The organism is Paenibacillus sp. NN59 (assembly GCF_057597225.1).
On sequence record NZ_CP199678.1, the window covers coordinates 6,364,645 to 6,380,880 of the forward strand.

At 45.0% G+C, this 16,236-nt stretch carries 17 protein-coding genes; 6 read left to right on the forward strand and 11 right to left on the reverse strand.

The annotated features are described in order from the left end of the window. The first annotated feature begins 26 nt into the window (after positions 1 to 26). Positions 27 to 944 carry a phosphatidate cytidylyltransferase gene (locus ACT89M_RS27730; protein WP_090921168.1) on the forward strand — a complete coding sequence of 306 codons (918 nt, stop codon included), beginning with the start codon at positions 27 to 29 and terminating at the stop codon, positions 942 to 944. Between the two features lie 143 nt (positions 945 to 1,087). Here the strand turns inward: ACT89M_RS27730 and ACT89M_RS27735 are convergent, their stop codons facing one another. Both ACT89M_RS27735 and ACT89M_RS27740 read right to left on the reverse strand, forming a co-directional pair. Beyond that, on the reverse strand, positions 1,088 to 1,663 hold the full coding sequence (locus ACT89M_RS27735) for a hypothetical protein (protein WP_308722565.1): 576 nt from the start codon (positions 1,661 to 1,663) through the stop codon (positions 1,088 to 1,090). A gap of 205 nt (positions 1,664 to 1,868) precedes the next feature. After that, positions 1,869 to 2,261, reverse strand: coding sequence for a LysM peptidoglycan-binding domain-containing protein (locus tag ACT89M_RS27740; RefSeq protein WP_154889876.1), 393 nt, complete (start codon positions 2,259 to 2,261; stop codon positions 1,869 to 1,871). A gap of 302 nt (positions 2,262 to 2,563) precedes the next feature. On the opposite strand from ACT89M_RS27740, the gene ACT89M_RS27745 reads away from it, so the two are divergent. From ACT89M_RS27745 to ACT89M_RS27755, 3 genes are all read left to right on the forward strand, one after another. Beyond that, positions 2,564 to 3,616, forward strand: coding sequence for a bifunctional transcriptional activator/DNA repair enzyme AdaA (locus tag ACT89M_RS27745; protein WP_154890330.1), 1,053 nt, complete (start codon positions 2,564 to 2,566; stop codon positions 3,614 to 3,616). A 51-nt stretch (positions 3,617 to 3,667) separates the two neighbouring features. After that, positions 3,668 to 4,453, forward strand: coding sequence for an isocitrate lyase/PEP mutase family protein (locus tag ACT89M_RS27750; protein ID WP_154889874.1), 786 nt, complete (start codon positions 3,668 to 3,670; stop codon positions 4,451 to 4,453). 116 nt (positions 4,454 to 4,569) lie between these two features. Continuing rightward, a complete protein-coding gene (locus tag ACT89M_RS27755) occupies positions 4,570 to 5,085 on the forward strand; it encodes a hypothetical protein (protein WP_154889872.1) in 516 nt (171 codons plus the stop codon). Between the two features lie 157 nt (positions 5,086 to 5,242). Here the strand turns inward: ACT89M_RS27755 and ACT89M_RS27760 are convergent, their stop codons facing one another. The 8 genes from ACT89M_RS27760 to ACT89M_RS27795 form a co-directional block, all read right to left on the reverse strand. Then, entirely contained in the window at positions 5,243 to 5,638 is a 396-nt protein-coding gene (locus ACT89M_RS27760; RefSeq protein ID WP_308722563.1) for a hypothetical protein, read from the reverse strand. Then, positions 5,635 to 5,940 carry a hypothetical protein gene (locus ACT89M_RS27765; protein WP_308722562.1) on the reverse strand — a complete coding sequence of 102 codons (306 nt, stop codon included), beginning with the start codon at positions 5,938 to 5,940 and terminating at the stop codon, positions 5,635 to 5,637. Before ACT89M_RS27765 ends, ACT89M_RS27760 begins: the two co-directional genes overlap by 4 nt. Beyond that, complete coding sequence (locus ACT89M_RS27770) at positions 5,937 to 6,815, reverse strand: ATP-binding cassette domain-containing protein (RefSeq protein WP_154889870.1); 879 nt, start codon at positions 6,813 to 6,815, stop codon at positions 5,937 to 5,939. The genes ACT89M_RS27765 and ACT89M_RS27770 overlap by 4 nt, the downstream gene beginning before the upstream one ends. Beyond that, positions 6,812 to 7,192 carry a GntR family transcriptional regulator gene (locus ACT89M_RS27775; protein ID WP_154890329.1) on the reverse strand — a complete coding sequence of 127 codons (381 nt, stop codon included), beginning with the start codon at positions 7,190 to 7,192 and terminating at the stop codon, positions 6,812 to 6,814. Before ACT89M_RS27775 ends, ACT89M_RS27770 begins: the two co-directional genes overlap by 4 nt. 142 nt (positions 7,193 to 7,334) lie before the next feature. Further along, positions 7,335 to 7,505 (reverse strand): aspartyl-phosphate phosphatase Spo0E family protein, encoded by a 171-nt coding sequence (locus ACT89M_RS27780; RefSeq protein WP_090921152.1) that lies wholly within the window; start codon positions 7,503 to 7,505, stop codon positions 7,335 to 7,337. Positions 7,506 to 7,761: 256 nt separating this feature from the next. Beyond that, positions 7,762 to 9,147, reverse strand: coding sequence for a helix-turn-helix domain-containing protein (locus tag ACT89M_RS27785; protein WP_308722561.1), 1,386 nt, complete (start codon positions 9,145 to 9,147; stop codon positions 7,762 to 7,764). Between the two features lie 300 nt (positions 9,148 to 9,447). Further along, on the reverse strand, positions 9,448 to 10,365 hold the full coding sequence (locus ACT89M_RS27790) for an aldo/keto reductase (RefSeq protein ID WP_090921150.1): 918 nt from the start codon (positions 10,363 to 10,365) through the stop codon (positions 9,448 to 9,450). A gap of 194 nt (positions 10,366 to 10,559) precedes the next feature. After that, positions 10,560 to 11,450: a diacylglycerol/lipid kinase family protein gene (locus tag ACT89M_RS27795; protein ID WP_154889869.1), complete on the reverse strand. Its 891-nt coding sequence runs from the start codon at positions 11,448 to 11,450 to the stop codon at positions 10,560 to 10,562. A 261-nt stretch (positions 11,451 to 11,711) separates the two neighbouring features. Between ACT89M_RS27795 and ACT89M_RS27800 the strand changes: the two genes are divergently transcribed. Together ACT89M_RS27800 and ACT89M_RS27805 are read left to right on the forward strand one after the other, a co-directional pair. Further along, the gene (locus ACT89M_RS27800) at positions 11,712 to 13,205 is read left to right on the forward strand and encodes a leucine-rich repeat domain-containing protein (protein WP_154889868.1); all 1,494 of its coding nucleotides are present in this window, start codon (positions 11,712 to 11,714) and stop codon (positions 13,203 to 13,205) included. 277 nt (positions 13,206 to 13,482) lie between these two features. After that, complete coding sequence (locus tag ACT89M_RS27805) at positions 13,483 to 14,823, forward strand: glycoside hydrolase family 30 protein (protein WP_154889867.1); 1,341 nt, start codon at positions 13,483 to 13,485, stop codon at positions 14,821 to 14,823. Positions 14,824 to 15,025: 202 nt separating this feature from the next. On the opposite strand, the gene ACT89M_RS27810 is transcribed toward ACT89M_RS27805, so the two are convergent. Continuing rightward, complete coding sequence (locus tag ACT89M_RS27810; RefSeq protein ID WP_154889866.1) at positions 15,026 to 15,988, reverse strand: endo-1,4-beta-xylanase; 963 nt, start codon at positions 15,986 to 15,988, stop codon at positions 15,026 to 15,028. Positions 15,989 to 16,236: the final 248 nt, after the last annotated feature.

Sequence of the window (16,236 nt, forward strand, 5' to 3'; positions counted from 1 at the left end):
ATTGAATAAGCAGGTGATCTTCGTACATGAACAGCTCTCTACTGACATTAACTCTGATTTTCGCAGCTCTACTCGTTATACATATTGTGTACAAAGTGATTGCCAAACTGCAGCCGGATAAGGATTATTCGGGCATTGGAACAAAAATTAAAACCTGGTGGGGGATGCTGGCCATCTTTTGCCTTGCTACCCTGTTTAATCCCATTGTCTCGCTGATCTCGCTCATGGTGCTGGCATTTTTCTCGCTGAAGGAATACTTCTCCATGATCCGTAACACCCGCAAAGCCGACCGCCGTCTATTTCTATGGGCATATCTCGCGATCCCGGTGCAGTTTTACTGGATATACATTGGGTGGTATGGCATGTTCATCATCTTTATTCCGCTCTATGTATTTCTCGTCTTGCCCATGCCACGTCTGATCAACAAGGGAACGATCGGATTCCTGCGTAGTGTCAGCTCCACCCAGTGGGGACTCATGCTCATGGTGTTTGGATTAAGTCATCTCGCTTATTTTCCGTTTGCCTCACCCGAGTACGGATCGAAACTGGTGTTGTTCCTCGTTGTGCTAACACAGCTTAATGATGTGGTGCACTATCTCGTATCTCTTTATCTGGGCAAACGAAAAGTGGTGCCTACAGCCAATCCTTTTATCACTTGGGAAGGGTTTGTGTGTGCATTCCTGGTCACGACGGCGGCCTCCTATTTCATCTATCCCTACCTGACACCATTTGATTGGCCATTTTCGTTGTTTATCGGGGCACTGATTGGCCTTGCCGGATTCTTCGGCAGCCTCACCGTATCTGTGCTGAAACGGGATCTGCTCATCGGGGATGACAACAAGTCGGATGCACTCAAAAAAAGTTATCTCAGCAGGGTCGACAGTCTCACCTACACTTCGCCGGTCATGTTCCACGTCGTTCGTTATTTCTTTGAATTTATGTAGAAACGGTCTATTATTCATCGTAAAAAAACAACTTCTAAGCTAACGATGATGAACATCAAAAAAGCAGCCCTATGGCTGCTTTTCCCGTTTTATTTATATCCGTACAATGATTTATGTTTCTCCGTCTCCTGGTCGTTCTTTGCTTACTTCAAATGAATCTCCTTCTCGGCCATCAGCATATTACCCTCATCATTGGTGAATACAAATGTGGCTTTTCCGCGTTCACCCTTCATCTCGTCCGAATAGATAAAGCCTGAAAACTGTCCATTGCCGCTAAAATAAAAACCGTCCTCTCCGTTCCCGCCATGCTCTATCGCTTCCTGCATCGTATTCACAATCGTTACCGTGTTGGATGTCCAGCGCATTTCCGTTAGGCTGTAACCTTTGGGCACTTGTTTGATCGCAAAATCAAAGCTGTTGCCTTCACTCGGTTTATCCGATTGATCAATGACAATATCAATATCCTCTGACATTGCCGCAGCGTTAGACTGCGTCTGCATCTTGCCCTCTTCACCTTTTGCGCTATTCTGATCATTTTTGTTTTTGGCCTCTGCATTAGGTATAGATCCCTGTCCAGCTTCCTCGATCGGTTGCTTGGATTGCGGGTAAGCGTGCTCCTGTACAGACTCTTTATTATTTTTGGCGCCACAGGCGCTAATAATAATGACCATACATAACACAGCAGTATACAGTGCAGATCTCTTGATCCCCTGTTTCATACTCCATCTTCTCCCTTCGTTCTTCTTGCATAATTCACACACACAGATTAGAACCTTATTCATCACTACACCATATCGTCCCTCATGAAGCTCCATAATATGTAAATGATTTTAAAATTCCAGACTGCACTTGTTCTTTTGTAGTGATGAGTGTATGAGTTTTCATGCAAAAAGATGGGAATCAGACGTGTATCAATTCTTATCATTAATGTTGGAATTGCGGCAACTCCAGCACCTGTCCTGTCTGAATGGTACCGTGCGACAACTGGTTTGTATCTTTGAGCGCTTCGACATAAATCCGAGTATCCATCTGATCCGGTTTGTTCGCAAGAGATATACTCCATAGTGTATCCCCCGAAGATACAACAACCTGTTCATTCAGCAGCAAAGGCTGATCTCCCGCCGATGCCTTGAATACTACACTGCAACCAGCAATAAATACGCTCATCGTAATGAGTAGCTTAATCATCGCCGGGCGTGTGATCTGATCTCGTAGAAAGAGCCTTGAAGCGTGTTTTTCATATGAGAATTCCGGCTTGGTTCTTAGAACCTGCTCAGGTTCATGAATGCTTTTGTACGTGGAATACTTCATTTCCATCTGACCCCCGATTGTTATCTTCCTTTTTCGTCAATCTTCAACTCGCTTGCCTATATAACTTCACTTAACAACATAATTTTTATCTCTCTCTAAAGACAAATAGGCACATATTACTAGCTTTTAATCGTATACATAGGTCTATGTTATCACTTCATTCTAAACAAATTCTGAACAATGCTCGGGCCGACTGAACAAAAGTTTCAATTCGAGAATAGATGCCTGATTTTCGGCGATGGGACGTGTGATTCTGCCCTATAATAAGGGAAAGATTGTGATTCTACTGGAGTAAGGACGTGCGGTTTATGATCTCTGCAGATCTAAAGGAACAGTATTACCAGGCACTGATCGCTAAGGATTCAGAATATGAAGGTTTATTCTATGTCGGTGTTAAAACAACAGGGGTGTTCTGTCGTCCCACCTGCCCGGCTCGGAAACCTAAATTTGAGAACTGCGAATTTTATGAAACCGCTCAGCAAGCCCTGCTTGCGTCCTTTCGACCATGCCAGCGATGCCGGCCTTTATCTCACCCCAATCATGTTTCGGATGTGGTTCGCATGCTGGTGGAGGCGGTTGAGAAAGAGCCGGAAAAACGCTGGAAAGGGCAAGATTTCAAGGCACTATCCATTGATGAATCTACTGCTCGCCGTCAGTTCAAAAAAAGATTCGGGATGACCTTTGTCGAATACGCTCGCGCACGGCGTATGGGACTAGCACTGAAACATATTCGTTCAGGGCGCACTGTCATTGATAGCCAACTCTCCACCGGATATGAATCCAGCAGTGGATTCCGGGATGCCTTTTCAAGAATTATGGGAGCCGCACCTACACATGTAGATGACGAACGGGTACTAAGGGCAGCCTGGATCGATACCAGACTTGGCCCCATGATGGCTATAGCGGATGAGCAGGCTTTATATTTAATCGAATTCATTGATCGCCGAGGGCTGGAACGCGAGGTGGAACGCCTGCGCAAGCGCACCGAATCTGCGATTGTACCTGGCACAACAGCACCTATTCAATCTATTGAACGGGAATTAAATGAATATTTCGACGGCAAAAGGACAGCTTTCGACACGGCGTTGTTCTGTTTAGGAACACCATTTCAGAAGCAGGTATGGGATGCGTTATTAGCCATTCCGGCCGGGGAAACGAGATCTTATCAGGAGATCGCAAAAGCCGTTGGAAAACCTTCTGCATGCCGGGCCGTAGCCCAAGCGAACGGGGCAAATCAGCTAGCTATTGTTATTCCGTGTCACCGTGTGATTAACGCAAGTGGTGAATTGGGCGGATATGGAGGTGGACTGACACGGAAAAATTGGCTGCTTCAGCACGAGAGACAGATGTCATTACAGTAGGAATTTTCAGTAACAGCACCTTATCTATTTCTATAAAGGAAGTGAGCCAAAATGAAAAACAACCATTGCACACAGAAAGAAAAAGCTGAACAATTTCATCAATATCATGTGAAGGGACAACCACTCGTACTGGTGAACGTGTGGGATGCCGGGAGCGCGCAGACCATTCAATCTACAGGTGCCAAAGCTATTGCTACGGGAAGCTGGTCTGTTGCCGCCGCTCATGGGGAACAGGATGGTGAAGCCCTTCCGTTCCAATTGGTGCTTGCTAATCTTTCACGTATTACAAAGAGCGTAGATCTGCCTGTAACCATCGATATAGAGGGAGGGTATGGCAGGTCCGTGTCAGAAGTGAAGCAAAACGTGTTGCAAATTATTGAACATGGGGCAGTAGGTATTAATATCGAGGACCAGTTGCCACATGGTGAAGGCCTGTACAGCGTCACAGAACAATGTCTGAGATTATCCGCTGCTCGCGAAGCTGCAAGCGAGGCAGGCATTCCCCTTTTTATCAATGCACGCACCGATTTATTTCTGCAACAAGTTGCTGAGAAACATGATGAAGTATTAGTTAACGAAGCAATTGCACGGTCCGAGGCATATGCGGAAGCAGGGGCAAACGGTATATTCATTCCAGGTTTACAGGATCAGCATTGGATTCAGGAACTATGTGACTGTTCGCCAATCCCCGTCAACGTGATGGTAACCTCCAACGAACCTTCACCGAGACATTTGGCCACACTAGGGGTAGCACGAATCAGCTACGGGCCTTATCCTTATCTGCAAGTTATGGAGAACCTGAAAGCACTTGGGCAACGTATTTTAACAGGAGCATAAGGATTATACTGATGAGGTGTGTTCATACCATGCCGTCCCGCACGGAGAGAAGATAGGATGTTTCCAGCCTTCACCTGTGGTATAATCCCACTACCTAACAGTAACAGGAGGCACATATGCTTAACGTTGAACAAAAGCTTGAAATTCTGGAGTCGTACCCACAGCTGCAGCGTAAAAATGTTTCTCTGGGTCGTGTGAATTTCCACTACGAGGACAGTGCCTACGAGAAAAAAATTGTAGCACTCCATATTCACCCGAACGGTAACGGCTATATCTATGCAGGGTTATTGCCAAACTACGAGACGGATGCAAAAGGGTTCGTCAATGTCCGTGATTACTCCGAAGCAGATCTGCGTACATTGCTGGATGCAACACTCAAAGCGATGTCTCATAATCCAGACGCAGTTGAAGTGACTGAGAACGTACCATCCCCTAAAGAATCTGCCCCGGTTATCCTGTCATCAAGCGGTGGTATCTGGATCAATGAAGAGGGACACACACTTACTTTAAAATATGACAATGATATGTGGTGTGTATATGCTGGTTCGGAGCTGGAGATGGCTTTTGAATCACGCGGCGAGGCTGGCGAGTATCTTGAAGAGGAAGGATTCAAACCGCAAGCTCACGCTTAGATTAAAGTACAACCCATAAGAGACGACAAAGAAAAACACGAGGCGAGCATACGTCCTCGTGTTTTTCTTATCCCTCGTGTCTAATTACTGGTGTGATTATTACTGAACATCCTCATTTGCGTTCCCCTAACGGCTTAAACTCTGTAATTCATCACAGTTAGTCTTTGCTGCCTTTGCGTACCAACGGAGCATGCTTCATCATGGGATAGGTGGACAGAAGCAGCGCGCCACCGATTACACCCAGCACAGTGAATACGAGCATTCGATTTTGATAGGCAATCCAGAGCGTGAATTGTCTCATATCTCCAAATGCAATCACCAGCGACAGCACCAGACCAAAGCCAAACAACAGAATCAGGAAATTACGCAGGCCCAGCCGAATCCAGCAAACCGTCAAGAAAACAGATAGACCGAGTACCAAGAGCCCCAGCATCATGTCAATCCACAGGTATGGGAACACAAGATAACTCGAAGAATAGAGCATTCCCGGTTGATACAACGTGACCTGTAGCCATCCCCCGACGTTCAGCAGATGAACAACCCCATAGATCAAATGCAGATGACCATCGTGCCTACAACCATAAAGGCTCCCATCGTATAGAATGATTTCATAAATTGAATCCGTGTACTGCCCATACCAATGGCTACCGGGTATAACGTGATCAGACCTGCAATGGCAAAAGTACAGATTCCTCCATACATCGGCCCGAACAACTGCGAGGAATAACTGACGTGAAACAGAAAACCAATCGCGACATAGACTGCTGTCAACCCAAGCGCAATGGATGTAAAGATCAGCATATATAAACGCATGTCATCTAAAATTAGCCGATTCGTTCCTTTTACTGCATTCATGCTCTCACCTCCTCCTTCCGCGTTACATTCACCAGATAATCCTGGAGCGTTGCTTTTTCAATGGAAAGCCCATGATGCCCAGCCTTGGCTGCCCATTCCTTCGAATACATATCATCAATCATCACTTTGCCGGTTGTACCCATGCGAGCAGAATCAATAATATTAGCACCTGCAGAGGCTATCTCCACATCTTGAATTAACCCTGTTAGAAGAACTCCTCGTTCGCGCATCTCCTCCATGGGGTGATGATATAACACTTTACCTTGATGTACCACAATCAGGGTTTCACACAAAGGCTGTACCTCTTCGATATGATGTGTTGATATCAGAACCAGACGAGGGTTATCTTCATACGTTTCCAATAATGCTTCATAGAAAAGTTTTCGTTTCTCGGCATCGAGTCCATTCGTAGGCTCATCCATAATCGTCACACTGGCGTTACTGCACAGCCCCAGAATTATTTGAGCAGCTGTCTTCATGCCCTTCGAAAATTTACTCATTTTCTGTTTGGACGGCAGTTCAAAAACATCGATGAGCCGCTTGGCAAGTTGTTGATCCCATTGTGAATGGAAATGTGATCCGATGCTGACCAGATCATTCATTGTCCAGTTTTTACCGAGCGGATGATTCTCCTGGATATAACATAGATGCCCTTGAGCAGACAGATTATTGTACGGGTCCTGACCCATAATTTGAATGCTGCCACTGTCAGGACGGTTGTGTCCGGCGAGCAGACTCATTAGCGTCGTTTTACCAGCACCGTTCCTTCCCCAAATTGCACCAATTACAGGTTCATTCTCATGCAGGGTGACACTGTTCAGAATAGAGGGTTTACTCTTTTGATAGCTGTAACATACCTGCTCCATATGAATCATATTTCACTCTCCTTATCCTTCTTACCGCGAATCAGATCAATAATCATGTCCTCGTCCATCCGAATACGTCCGGCTTCTTCAAGTAAAGGCTTGATGTATTCTTCGTAAAAATGTCGCTTTCGTTCAACAAGTAAGGCTTCTCTGGCTCCTTTGGCAACAAACATTCCCACACCTCGCTGTTTGTATATGATGCCTTTGTCTACCAACTCCTGTAGCCCCTTTCGCGCCGTAGCCGGATTAATATTGTAAAAGCGTGATAGTTCATTCGTCGAGGGAACCTGCTCCTCCACTCTCAATCTGCCTTCCACAATATCATCCATGATCATCATGGCGATCTGATGAAAAATAGGCTGGGATTCATCCAAGGTCGATTTCATCTGTTTCCAACTTTCATACATAATAATGATTTGCGTGTGTCTTATATGGGGGTCAATTTTTTCTTTTCTTAATTAGTTAGTCGGTTAGTTACTCATGTAACTAACTATAGTATACAAGAACATAAATGTAAATAGACCCTTGTTAATTGATCAACTTCTCCACACGGATTCGGTTATATTGGTTCAGGAGAGCGTCAAGTACTACGGATTGTCTGATCACTTCAGGATGAAGCAGACTGCCATATTGCAGTTGTATCTGATGTAGCTGTTGTCTCGCGTCTTCGATCTGTGATTTTAATTCCATACGATCCATAGCACCCCCTCCTTTTGTCATATTTTAGCTTATTATGCCAATCGGTAGTTTAATGAGGGTATGACAGATATGCTCTTCTATGCGTTACTGGACCGTTTATACATACAAAAAAGAACGCCTCTGAGTTATTCAGAAGCGTTCTGTGGCTCAGGCTTATGTCCCTAAACCGTGATCATTCGTTCGGTAGATTGGAGGAGGGGTATCTTCCTTGACTGGAGATGGCCCGGTAACGGTCGGCAGGATGTTCACCGCGATACTACAAGTAACTATCAGCAAAGCCAGTTTTTTCTTCATTGATTTTTTGCACCTCACCAATCAAGATTTTGTATTGCTGTATAGCAGTATCGGACGCGTAATCCCTGTATTGTTCGAATAGTCCGACACTTCTAAGCATACCTCGTCCATCACTAATTTCAATAGCAAAACTTAAGCTATCCAGAACAAAATTTAAACCTTGTGCAAAGTGATCCCTCTTCAGATAATACTTGCCCAATCCAGCCAATAATCGGACGTAACGATCATCCGTAACCTGCTTGCTGACTTTTCCAATTCGGTTCCGTTGCTCCTGATAAGTAAAATGCGGTGCATACTCTTCTAACACATCATCGATATCCATATCGTATCGATTTGCCGCAGTAACAATATCACATAGCGCAGGAAAGATCTCGTTCTCTTTTGTTGAAATGTAGGCCAGATACTGAGGAAGAATTTCGAACTGTCCAGCCATTAATTGATATATATAACGATTCCCTTCAGCCCATTCCTGAAATTGTTGAATAACAACCATTTCTTCATGATCCGGACCTTTGACCCAAGAGGAATCGGTGTATAACGAAACATATTTGAGGGCCATCTCATAGTTGTCTAAATGGAAATACGCACTTCCCGATGCCAAATAAGCATACATAACATAAAAAATGATAGGTCGTTTCGTTTCTTCCGCTTTCTTTCTCCCATTCAATTCATAGTGAATGGTTGCCTTCACCCGCAGTTTCTCTGATAACTCCTGCACCTTACTCCACCGATGAAGTGAGGCAAACGCATTAATCAATTCATTTAATGCATCCAGTTGATAGCGTTCATCCAGTCGATCCACATAATATTCAAATTGAGCCGCAATAATAACATTCCGCTGCTGATCATTCGACAGTCCGAGCTTGAACAGACGATACTGACAGAGCGCAAGCCGCTCGGAATGTTGCATCTTCTCACTTTCAGCGATTGTTTCATATAAGAGAGTTGCCGGTTTCCATTTACCAGCATGATAGAACTCCTCCGCCACATCAAATAACATCGGGATATACGAAAGATTATCCATCATCAGACGAACGACCTCTTCGATACAGTCCAGCTTATCCAGTTCAGCACATCGATGCAGAAAAGGGCCTAACCTCCGCCAATCCGGCGTTGCGTGCACAAAGCACTCATCAATATACAACTCATAGAAATGGCCCGCTGCAAGCTTCATAGCTACCGTAATACGGTCCAGCTGCTGCATGGAGATAGGTCGATTCTTATTCAAAATGTTGCTGAGTGTGCCAGAATTAATTCCGGACAGCTCTGAAAATAAACTGATCGACATCTGTTCACGCTTCAGATAGCTTGCTAAATGATCGCGTATCGTGGTTGTTGTCGGCTTCAAGGGAACACCACCCTCCAAAATAAAAACACAAAAAGCGAGATTACAGGTACATGCAAAAGTAATTATATGTAATATATACTTGCATTACAATAAAATAATTTCAACTAATTTGTATTAATTACATTTTAATCCTTTTAGAGCGATAAAATATGTATCTATATTTTATATCGAAATGGTCTGTTCTTCCAAGACCCAACTGCACAAAAAAACACGAGCCAGACAGGCTCGTGTCATTTGTCCGAATATCATTACGTATTCAGCGTATTTCACGGTGTTATTCCATACTCAATCTAATGTGACCTAAGGCAGTACATTCCCTGCAGCACGATAGATTTCATACCACTCTGGACGAGTGAGGTGAACCTCACCTGCTTTCACACAATCTTGCAGACGTCCAATATTCATTGTGCCTGTCACAGGTTGCATCTTGGCAGGGTGACGAAGCAACCACGCAATCGCAATGGTCGTATTGCTCACGTCATACTTCGCAGCGATCTCATCGATCTTTGCATTCAATTCCGGGAATTTCTCATTGCCAAGGAAGACACCCTCGAAGAATCCGTATTGGAACGGAGACCACGGTTGAATGGTAATATCATGCAGACGGCAGTAATCCAGAATGCTGCCATCTCTGTTCACCGCAGCGTCATTCTCCATATTCACGTTGATGCCGCTATCGATCATCGTCGTGTTGGTAATACTCATCTGCAGCTGGTTGGCTACCAGAGGTTGTTTGACATATTTTTTGAGCAATGCGATCTGGTTCGGATTCTGGTTGGACACGCCGAAGTGGCGCACTTTTCCCTCACGCTCCAACTGATCGAATGCTTCAGCCACTTCCTCCGGTTCAACAAGTGCATCCGGGCGGTGCAAGAGCAACACATCCAGATATTCCGTTCTTAGACGTTGCAGAATGCCATCCACCGAATTCAGGATATGCTCTTTGGAGAAATCAAACATACCCTTGCGAATGCCGCATTTGGATTGAAGAATCAAATTTTCACGAACCTGGGGATTCATCTGCACAGCATCGGCGAAAATCTCCTCACATGTTCCTGTGCCGTAAATATCAGCGTGATCGAAGAAATTCGCGCCTATTTCCATAGCAGAACGTACAAAATGCTCCGCGTCCTTACTGTCTAATGAATTGATTCGCATACAGCCTACAGCAACTACAGGCACATCGAGTGCACTGCTGCCCAGTTTAATGGTTCTCAAGATGTTTCCCCTCCATATTCAAAAATAGTTTGTGTGCATGAGACCCTGATACATATCCATATATGTATGTCCATGCCTGTCTTCCGTCTATGATTGTGACATATATCTGCAATCGGTTTCAATAGACTTTCCCCACATTTATATGGAGAAATGATTTGTTATAAGTAAAACCGCCCAGCCTTGGGCAGTAATCGTTAATCTTTTTCCGGCACGATCACCTTCATATAACCAGGCAATACACGGATATCAATCGGTAAAGCAGGGCCTTCCTCCCCATCCACATTCGTACGAATGGTTTCGTCGGAGCGAACATGCACTTCTTTGGCTGTAAAATAGTGCACGTCCTTATGCTCCTTCAGATTGCCGAAGAACAAAGAAGTGCCTAAGGTCACGCTGTTGAATACACCGATATTTTGAATCACAAAGCAGTGAATCAGCCCGTCGTCTACCTCTGCATCCGGTGACAATTTTTCGAATCCTCCGACCGAGTTAGTAAGGGCCGCCACAAAAAGCGGTGACTCTCCTTCCCAGAATTGCCCGTCATATTCGATCTTCAGAACGTTTGCCGATGTGTTTACCAGATCCTTCAATCCTTCTTTCAGATAAGCGAATGATCCCAGCTTTGATTTTTCCTCGGACGAAACAGAGAATAACGCCTCCGCCAAGGAGCCGGCAGCCACCACATTGGCAAACAGTCGCCCATTCACCATGCCGAGATCGACCAACCGGGTCTGTTCCGAACGTAACTGCTCGATCGCTTCCTCCGGGTCAAGAGAGATATGTAACGCCCTTGCAAAATCATTCACCGTTCCCAGTGGAACGATACCTAGAAGAGGACGATGTTCCTGATCCAGCATACCGTTGATCGTCTCATGTAATGTGCCATCTCCCCCGATCGAGATGACCAGATCACACCCATCTTTGCAGGCATGTAGACCGTAATGGGTAGCATCGCCTTCCCCGGCTGTTTCGTTCACCACTACTGCATATTGACTTGCTTCCAAAATAGACCGAACCTGGGATACATAATGCTCTGCTTTTTCCTTGCCTGACGACGGATTGCTAATGATCATTGCTTTCCTCATCGATACATCTCCCTCTCCGCATATAACCTCTGTACATCCTTACCCTTTTCATCAAGAGGTTGAATACAGTGTGATGCAAATATGTTGATCACCATGCAAATTTTTATAATTTACACAAAGTTATGCTGAAAAAGTGCAGGGCATGGCTCTTGTCATATAGAATAAAAGTATAGATAGATAAACGTTATAAAATTACTGTTCCTATAATCCCAAGATGGGTTAATAAGCTAGAGACGTTATGATTTGGAGGGAAGGCATGTAATGAAGAGAATCACACTTGTATTGTTGATATGTATTCTAAGTATAGGTACGGCGGGGCAAGCAATGGCATACACCACCACGGATTCGGATCATTCCCTCATTAAAGATTCTGCGCTAGAGGAAGGACTCAAGCTAATTTTAAATATTCCTGTAGGTGAACACCTCACATCTAAAGATCTGAAGCAGCTTCGTGTGGTGGATCTGAGCAATGCAGGCATTCAAAGTCTTTCCGGGCTGGAACATGCCGTGAATTTGACCCATTTGCGTCTGTACGGTAATGAAATTACCGATCTCACACCACTGGAACACCTGACGGAGCTTCGCGAGATTGACGTCCGAAACAATTACATTACAACCATTCAGCCTCTTGCTGCATTACAGCAACTGGGACGTCTATATATCAGTAACAATTCGATATCCTCCATTGACGTTGTGCGAGAATTTCCCAGACTACATACACTGCATGCCAGCGGCAATCAGATTTTAAGCCTAAATGCTCTAACAGAGCTGCATTCGCTGAAATGGCTCGAAATCTCAAATAATGATATAACCGATCTTACACCACTTGCGGAACAGACTCAGTTGACGCAATTGAATGTGGCGAACAATCATATTTCGGCACTTGATGCTCTCACAGAGTTGCCAGATACCATGCATGAGCTGAATGTGGCAGGTAACCATATATCTCGCCTGGCACCCCTGAGCCACTTGACAGAATTGCGGAAACTGGATATCTCGGGTAACCAAATCCAGCAACTGAGTGACATCGCAACATTAACAAACTTAACGGAGCTGAATGCGGAGTCCAATCAGATCTATAATCTGGAGCCGTTGCGCGAGTTAACCAAACTTAACGTCTTGAAGTTATCCAATAACCGGATATGGGATCTAACACCAATCTCGGAATTATCCTTCACACCCGATAACTCAGAAGTACAAAGCGTAGACAACATCTCTGCTTCCACTTCTATGTCCTTAAGCACATCAAATGTGATGGCAGAGACAGCTACTGCCGGGCTGACTGTACATAACAATTATCTGGATGTGACAAGTGGCAGTCATACGATGCAATTACTGAACGAGATGAATGTCAGAGAGCAGAAGCGTACGCCGCAGGGGCGTTTTCAACGCCTGATCGAAGGGTCTACCACGGCATATGTGGGCGACCGTGCGTACGAACTTGATGCAGCTCCTTTTATTAATGAAGGCCGGACGTATGTGCCTCTTCGCTTTGTATCCGAGCATTTAAATGCTCGTGTGAACTGGAACAGCGGTACACGCGAAGCAGTCATTACCCAAGAGGATCAAATCATTCGCTGGGGCGTAAGCAACAAGCAGGTTACCATTAACGATGAACTCATCATGAATGATGCTCCGCTGTTAATGAAGGATGGCAATGCCTATGTTCCCATTCGATTTATTTCAGAGAAGCTTCATACAACCGTTGGATATATCGCCAAGAGTAAAACGATTCTGATCTTTGAAAACAAATAACCATATCCCCGCTGCATTGTTAGCGGGGATTTTTTCTGTATTCTGAGGAATAGGGTATATCACGCTAACTATATGATGAGCCCTTAATTGTGGCCAACATAAGTGTTATGGGTGTAGTGAGCCACTCCCTCCCACTCCATAATGATTCATTTCCAAACGAACCACCTTGGATTAGGGTAAATATTGCACGGATTAGCACATCTGCTTTTGCAGTGGAAGTTGGTATACTAAACGTAATCAAAAGGATTACTCACCAGCCTACGAGGAGGATCATCATATGACATTTACGTTTAACGGATTTTCGACTACACCTACAGAGCCGTGGAACCAGTTATCTTTTTCAGTCACCAATGAAAGCGCTAACTTAAAATTAACCGGTGAACAGCATCAGCTTGTTGAAGGGTTCGGTGGTTGCTTCAATGAGCTTGGTTATTTGGCTTTGGCCCATTTAAGTGACGAGCAGCGACACGAAGTCATGCATTCCCTGTTCCACCCGGAAGGGGAACATCGGTTCACGATCTGTCGCCTGCCGATCGGCGCGAGTGATTATGCAGAGCAGTGGTATAGCCACAACGAAGTAGACGGAGATGTGGCCATGGACCATTTTTCCATCGAACGAGATTTCAAATATCTGATCCCTTATATCAAGGAAGCTTTGAGTTATAACCCGGATTTGCAATTATTCGCATCGCCATGGAGTCCGCCAACCTGGATGAAGTTCCCCAAAGCTTACAACTACGGAACACTGCGCTGGGAAAAGGACATTCTCGAAGCCTACGCTTTGTATTTTGTGAAGTTTGTTAAAGCCTACCGTGAAGCGGGCATTACAATTCATCAGGTACATGTGCAGAATGAAGTGATCGCAGATCAGAAGTTTCCTTCCTGCATGTGGACAGGCGAGCAGCTGCGTGAATTTATCGCTGATTATCTAGGGCCTGCTTTTGAGAAGCATGGTCTGGACACCGAAATTTGGCTGGGTACGATCAATGCGCCTGATCCGTGGGAAGAACTGATGAAAAAGAAAACAACCGGATTCGATGAATATGCCGGACTGGTGCTCAGCGATCCCAAAGCCTACTCCTATATAAAAGGGGTTGGATACCAATGGGCAGGCAAACATGCCATTCAACGTACCGTAGCAAGTTACCCGGAGCTTCGTTACATGCAGACCGAGAATGAGTGCGGGGATGGGAACAACTCTTGGAACTACGCCAAGCACGTGTATAACCTCTACCAGCACTATTTCAGTAATGGCGTCAACGCCTATATCTATTGGAACATGGTGCTTGAGCCTAAAGGACGTAGCACATGGGGTTGGGAGCAGAATTCAATGATCACTGTTGATCCTGCAAGTAAGGACGTCACTCGTAATCCAGAGTATTATGTCATGAAACATTTTGCTCATCATATCGTTAACGGCGCTCGCCGGTTGGGTCTGTCTGGAGCATGGAGCGGCAAAGCCGTTGCTTTCCGCAACCCGGATAACAGCCTCGTTATCGTTGTTAACAATCCGTTCCCGGATCGCCGTGACCTTCACTTGACGTTCGCCGAAGGACACACGATTCATGTGCAGTTAGAAGCCGATTCCTTTAACAGCATGGTGATCACAGCGAATTAAAACACCGTATGAACGGCAAGAAACGCAAACATGACATGATACTGATGCAAGCTAAAAGACCCTGTCCCACATCGTAGTGGGACAGGGTCTCTTTTGAGGGGATAATGCATGTTAACTGATTTAAACGGGTAGAGTGAATCCATTCTGCCTGTGATTGTACTAAAGTTTATACAAATGCCAACTCCAAGGTCTGTACCTGGGCTTATGGATTGTTCGCCATGTAGGTTTTCAGCCACTGCATTGCAGGACGCTCTGTGCCATTGCTTCTAACCAGGTGGGAACCACTAGTCCAAGTTTGGTTTTCGTTGTAACCCCACAGCGTAACACCTTTAACAGCCGGGTGCTTCCACAGTACAGGGAACTTCTGTTGGTAACGTTGCAATTGGGTATTGTCATCGCCAGTCATGTCCAGCTCAGATACATACACTGGAAGGCCTGTTGCTTGCAGTTTGTTCAGAACAGTGTTCATCGTGTTCACAGATACATTGTCCATATTGAAGTAGTGCGCTTGAATACCGATGCCATCAACGAGACCTCTGTTTTTCAAAAGGTTGATGATTTGGATATATCGATCTGCCTTCGCAGGGTCACCGATAATGCCGTATTCATTGATCAGCAACTTGGAATTCGGGAAGGCTTGTCTTGCTTGTTGGAATGACCAGATGACCCAATCCCAACCCGTCTGTCCATCTCCACCAATCGCATTGTGGAAGGCTGGCTTTGCATGCAACGGCTCATTGACTACGTCAACAAACTCCGACTGAGAGTAGCGTTGTCCTGCAGCTCTGATCCATTGAATTACTTCGTTTCTCTGATCTGTTGCAGAAAGGCCATTCATCCAGTTAGGTGCCTGATTTCCCCAAACAAGGGTGTGGAATTTGAAAGGCATTTTATTGTTTTTCGCATAGTTGTAAGCCATATCTGCCTGGCCCCAATTCATCACATTACGCGTACCTTCTACCGCACCCCACTTCGTGGAGTTCTCCGGCGTCACCTGATTCCAGTACGGACTGAAATTGTTTGGTACCTGGTTAGCTATAATATTCCCCAAGAATTTACTGCCTTTAGCCAATCCGGCACTGACACTGCCCACCGCGACTGACGCGGCCAGCACACCTGCCAGAGCAAGCGTACCTACCGTCTTAAACCATTTGGACTTCAACATAATATTCCTCCTTGGTTTGGTTTATTTTATAAAGCGCTTACAAGGACATCATAATGGATAATTTTGGTTTTATACACATATAAAACATACTATTTACTTTGAAAAGTATACTTCCTATTGCTTTATCTTTTTTCCCTGCTTTACGCAACTGTATCGAACATATATGTTACATCAGCGTTTACATTACCTTGATGTTTCTCTAGTATGGATTGATAGATATCATTACACACATTAGAACACAAGGGAGA

What these genes read in the sequence shown, in the direction of transcription:
- ACT89M_RS27730 (WP_090921168.1), top strand. Translation starts at nt 27, where the DNA reads ATGAACAGCTCTCTACTGACATTAACTCTGATTTTCGCAGCTCTACTC.
- ACT89M_RS27735 (WP_308722565.1), bottom strand. Translation starts at nt 1,663, where the DNA reads ATGAAACAGGGGATCAAGAGATCTGCACTGTATACTGCTGTGTTATGT.
- ACT89M_RS27740 (WP_154889876.1), bottom strand. Translation starts at nt 2,261, where the DNA reads ATGGAAATGAAGTATTCCACGTACAAAAGCATTCATGAACCTGAGCAG.
- ACT89M_RS27745 (WP_154890330.1), top strand. Translation starts at nt 2,564, where the DNA reads ATGATCTCTGCAGATCTAAAGGAACAGTATTACCAGGCACTGATCGCT.
- ACT89M_RS27750 (WP_154889874.1), top strand. Translation starts at nt 3,668, where the DNA reads ATGAAAAACAACCATTGCACACAGAAAGAAAAAGCTGAACAATTTCAT.
- ACT89M_RS27755 (WP_154889872.1), top strand. Translation starts at nt 4,570, where the DNA reads ATGCTTAACGTTGAACAAAAGCTTGAAATTCTGGAGTCGTACCCACAG.
- ACT89M_RS27765 (WP_308722562.1), bottom strand. Translation starts at nt 5,940, where the DNA reads ATGAATGCAGTAAAAGGAACGAATCGGCTAATTTTAGATGACATGCGT.
- ACT89M_RS27770 (WP_154889870.1), bottom strand. Translation starts at nt 6,815, where the DNA reads ATGATTCATATGGAGCAGGTATGTTACAGCTATCAAAAGAGTAAACCC.
- ACT89M_RS27775 (WP_154890329.1), bottom strand. Translation starts at nt 7,192, where the DNA reads ATGAAATCGACCTTGGATGAATCCCAGCCTATTTTTCATCAGATCGCC.
- ACT89M_RS27780 (WP_090921152.1), bottom strand. Translation starts at nt 7,505, where the DNA reads ATGGATCGTATGGAATTAAAATCACAGATCGAAGACGCGAGACAACAG.
- ACT89M_RS27795 (WP_154889869.1), bottom strand. Translation starts at nt 11,450, where the DNA reads ATGAGGAAAGCAATGATCATTAGCAATCCGTCGTCAGGCAAGGAAAAA.
- ACT89M_RS27800 (WP_154889868.1), top strand. Translation starts at nt 11,712, where the DNA reads ATGAAGAGAATCACACTTGTATTGTTGATATGTATTCTAAGTATAGGT.
- ACT89M_RS27805 (WP_154889867.1), top strand. Translation starts at nt 13,483, where the DNA reads ATGACATTTACGTTTAACGGATTTTCGACTACACCTACAGAGCCGTGG.
- ACT89M_RS27810 (WP_154889866.1), bottom strand. Translation starts at nt 15,988, where the DNA reads ATGTTGAAGTCCAAATGGTTTAAGACGGTAGGTACGCTTGCTCTGGCA.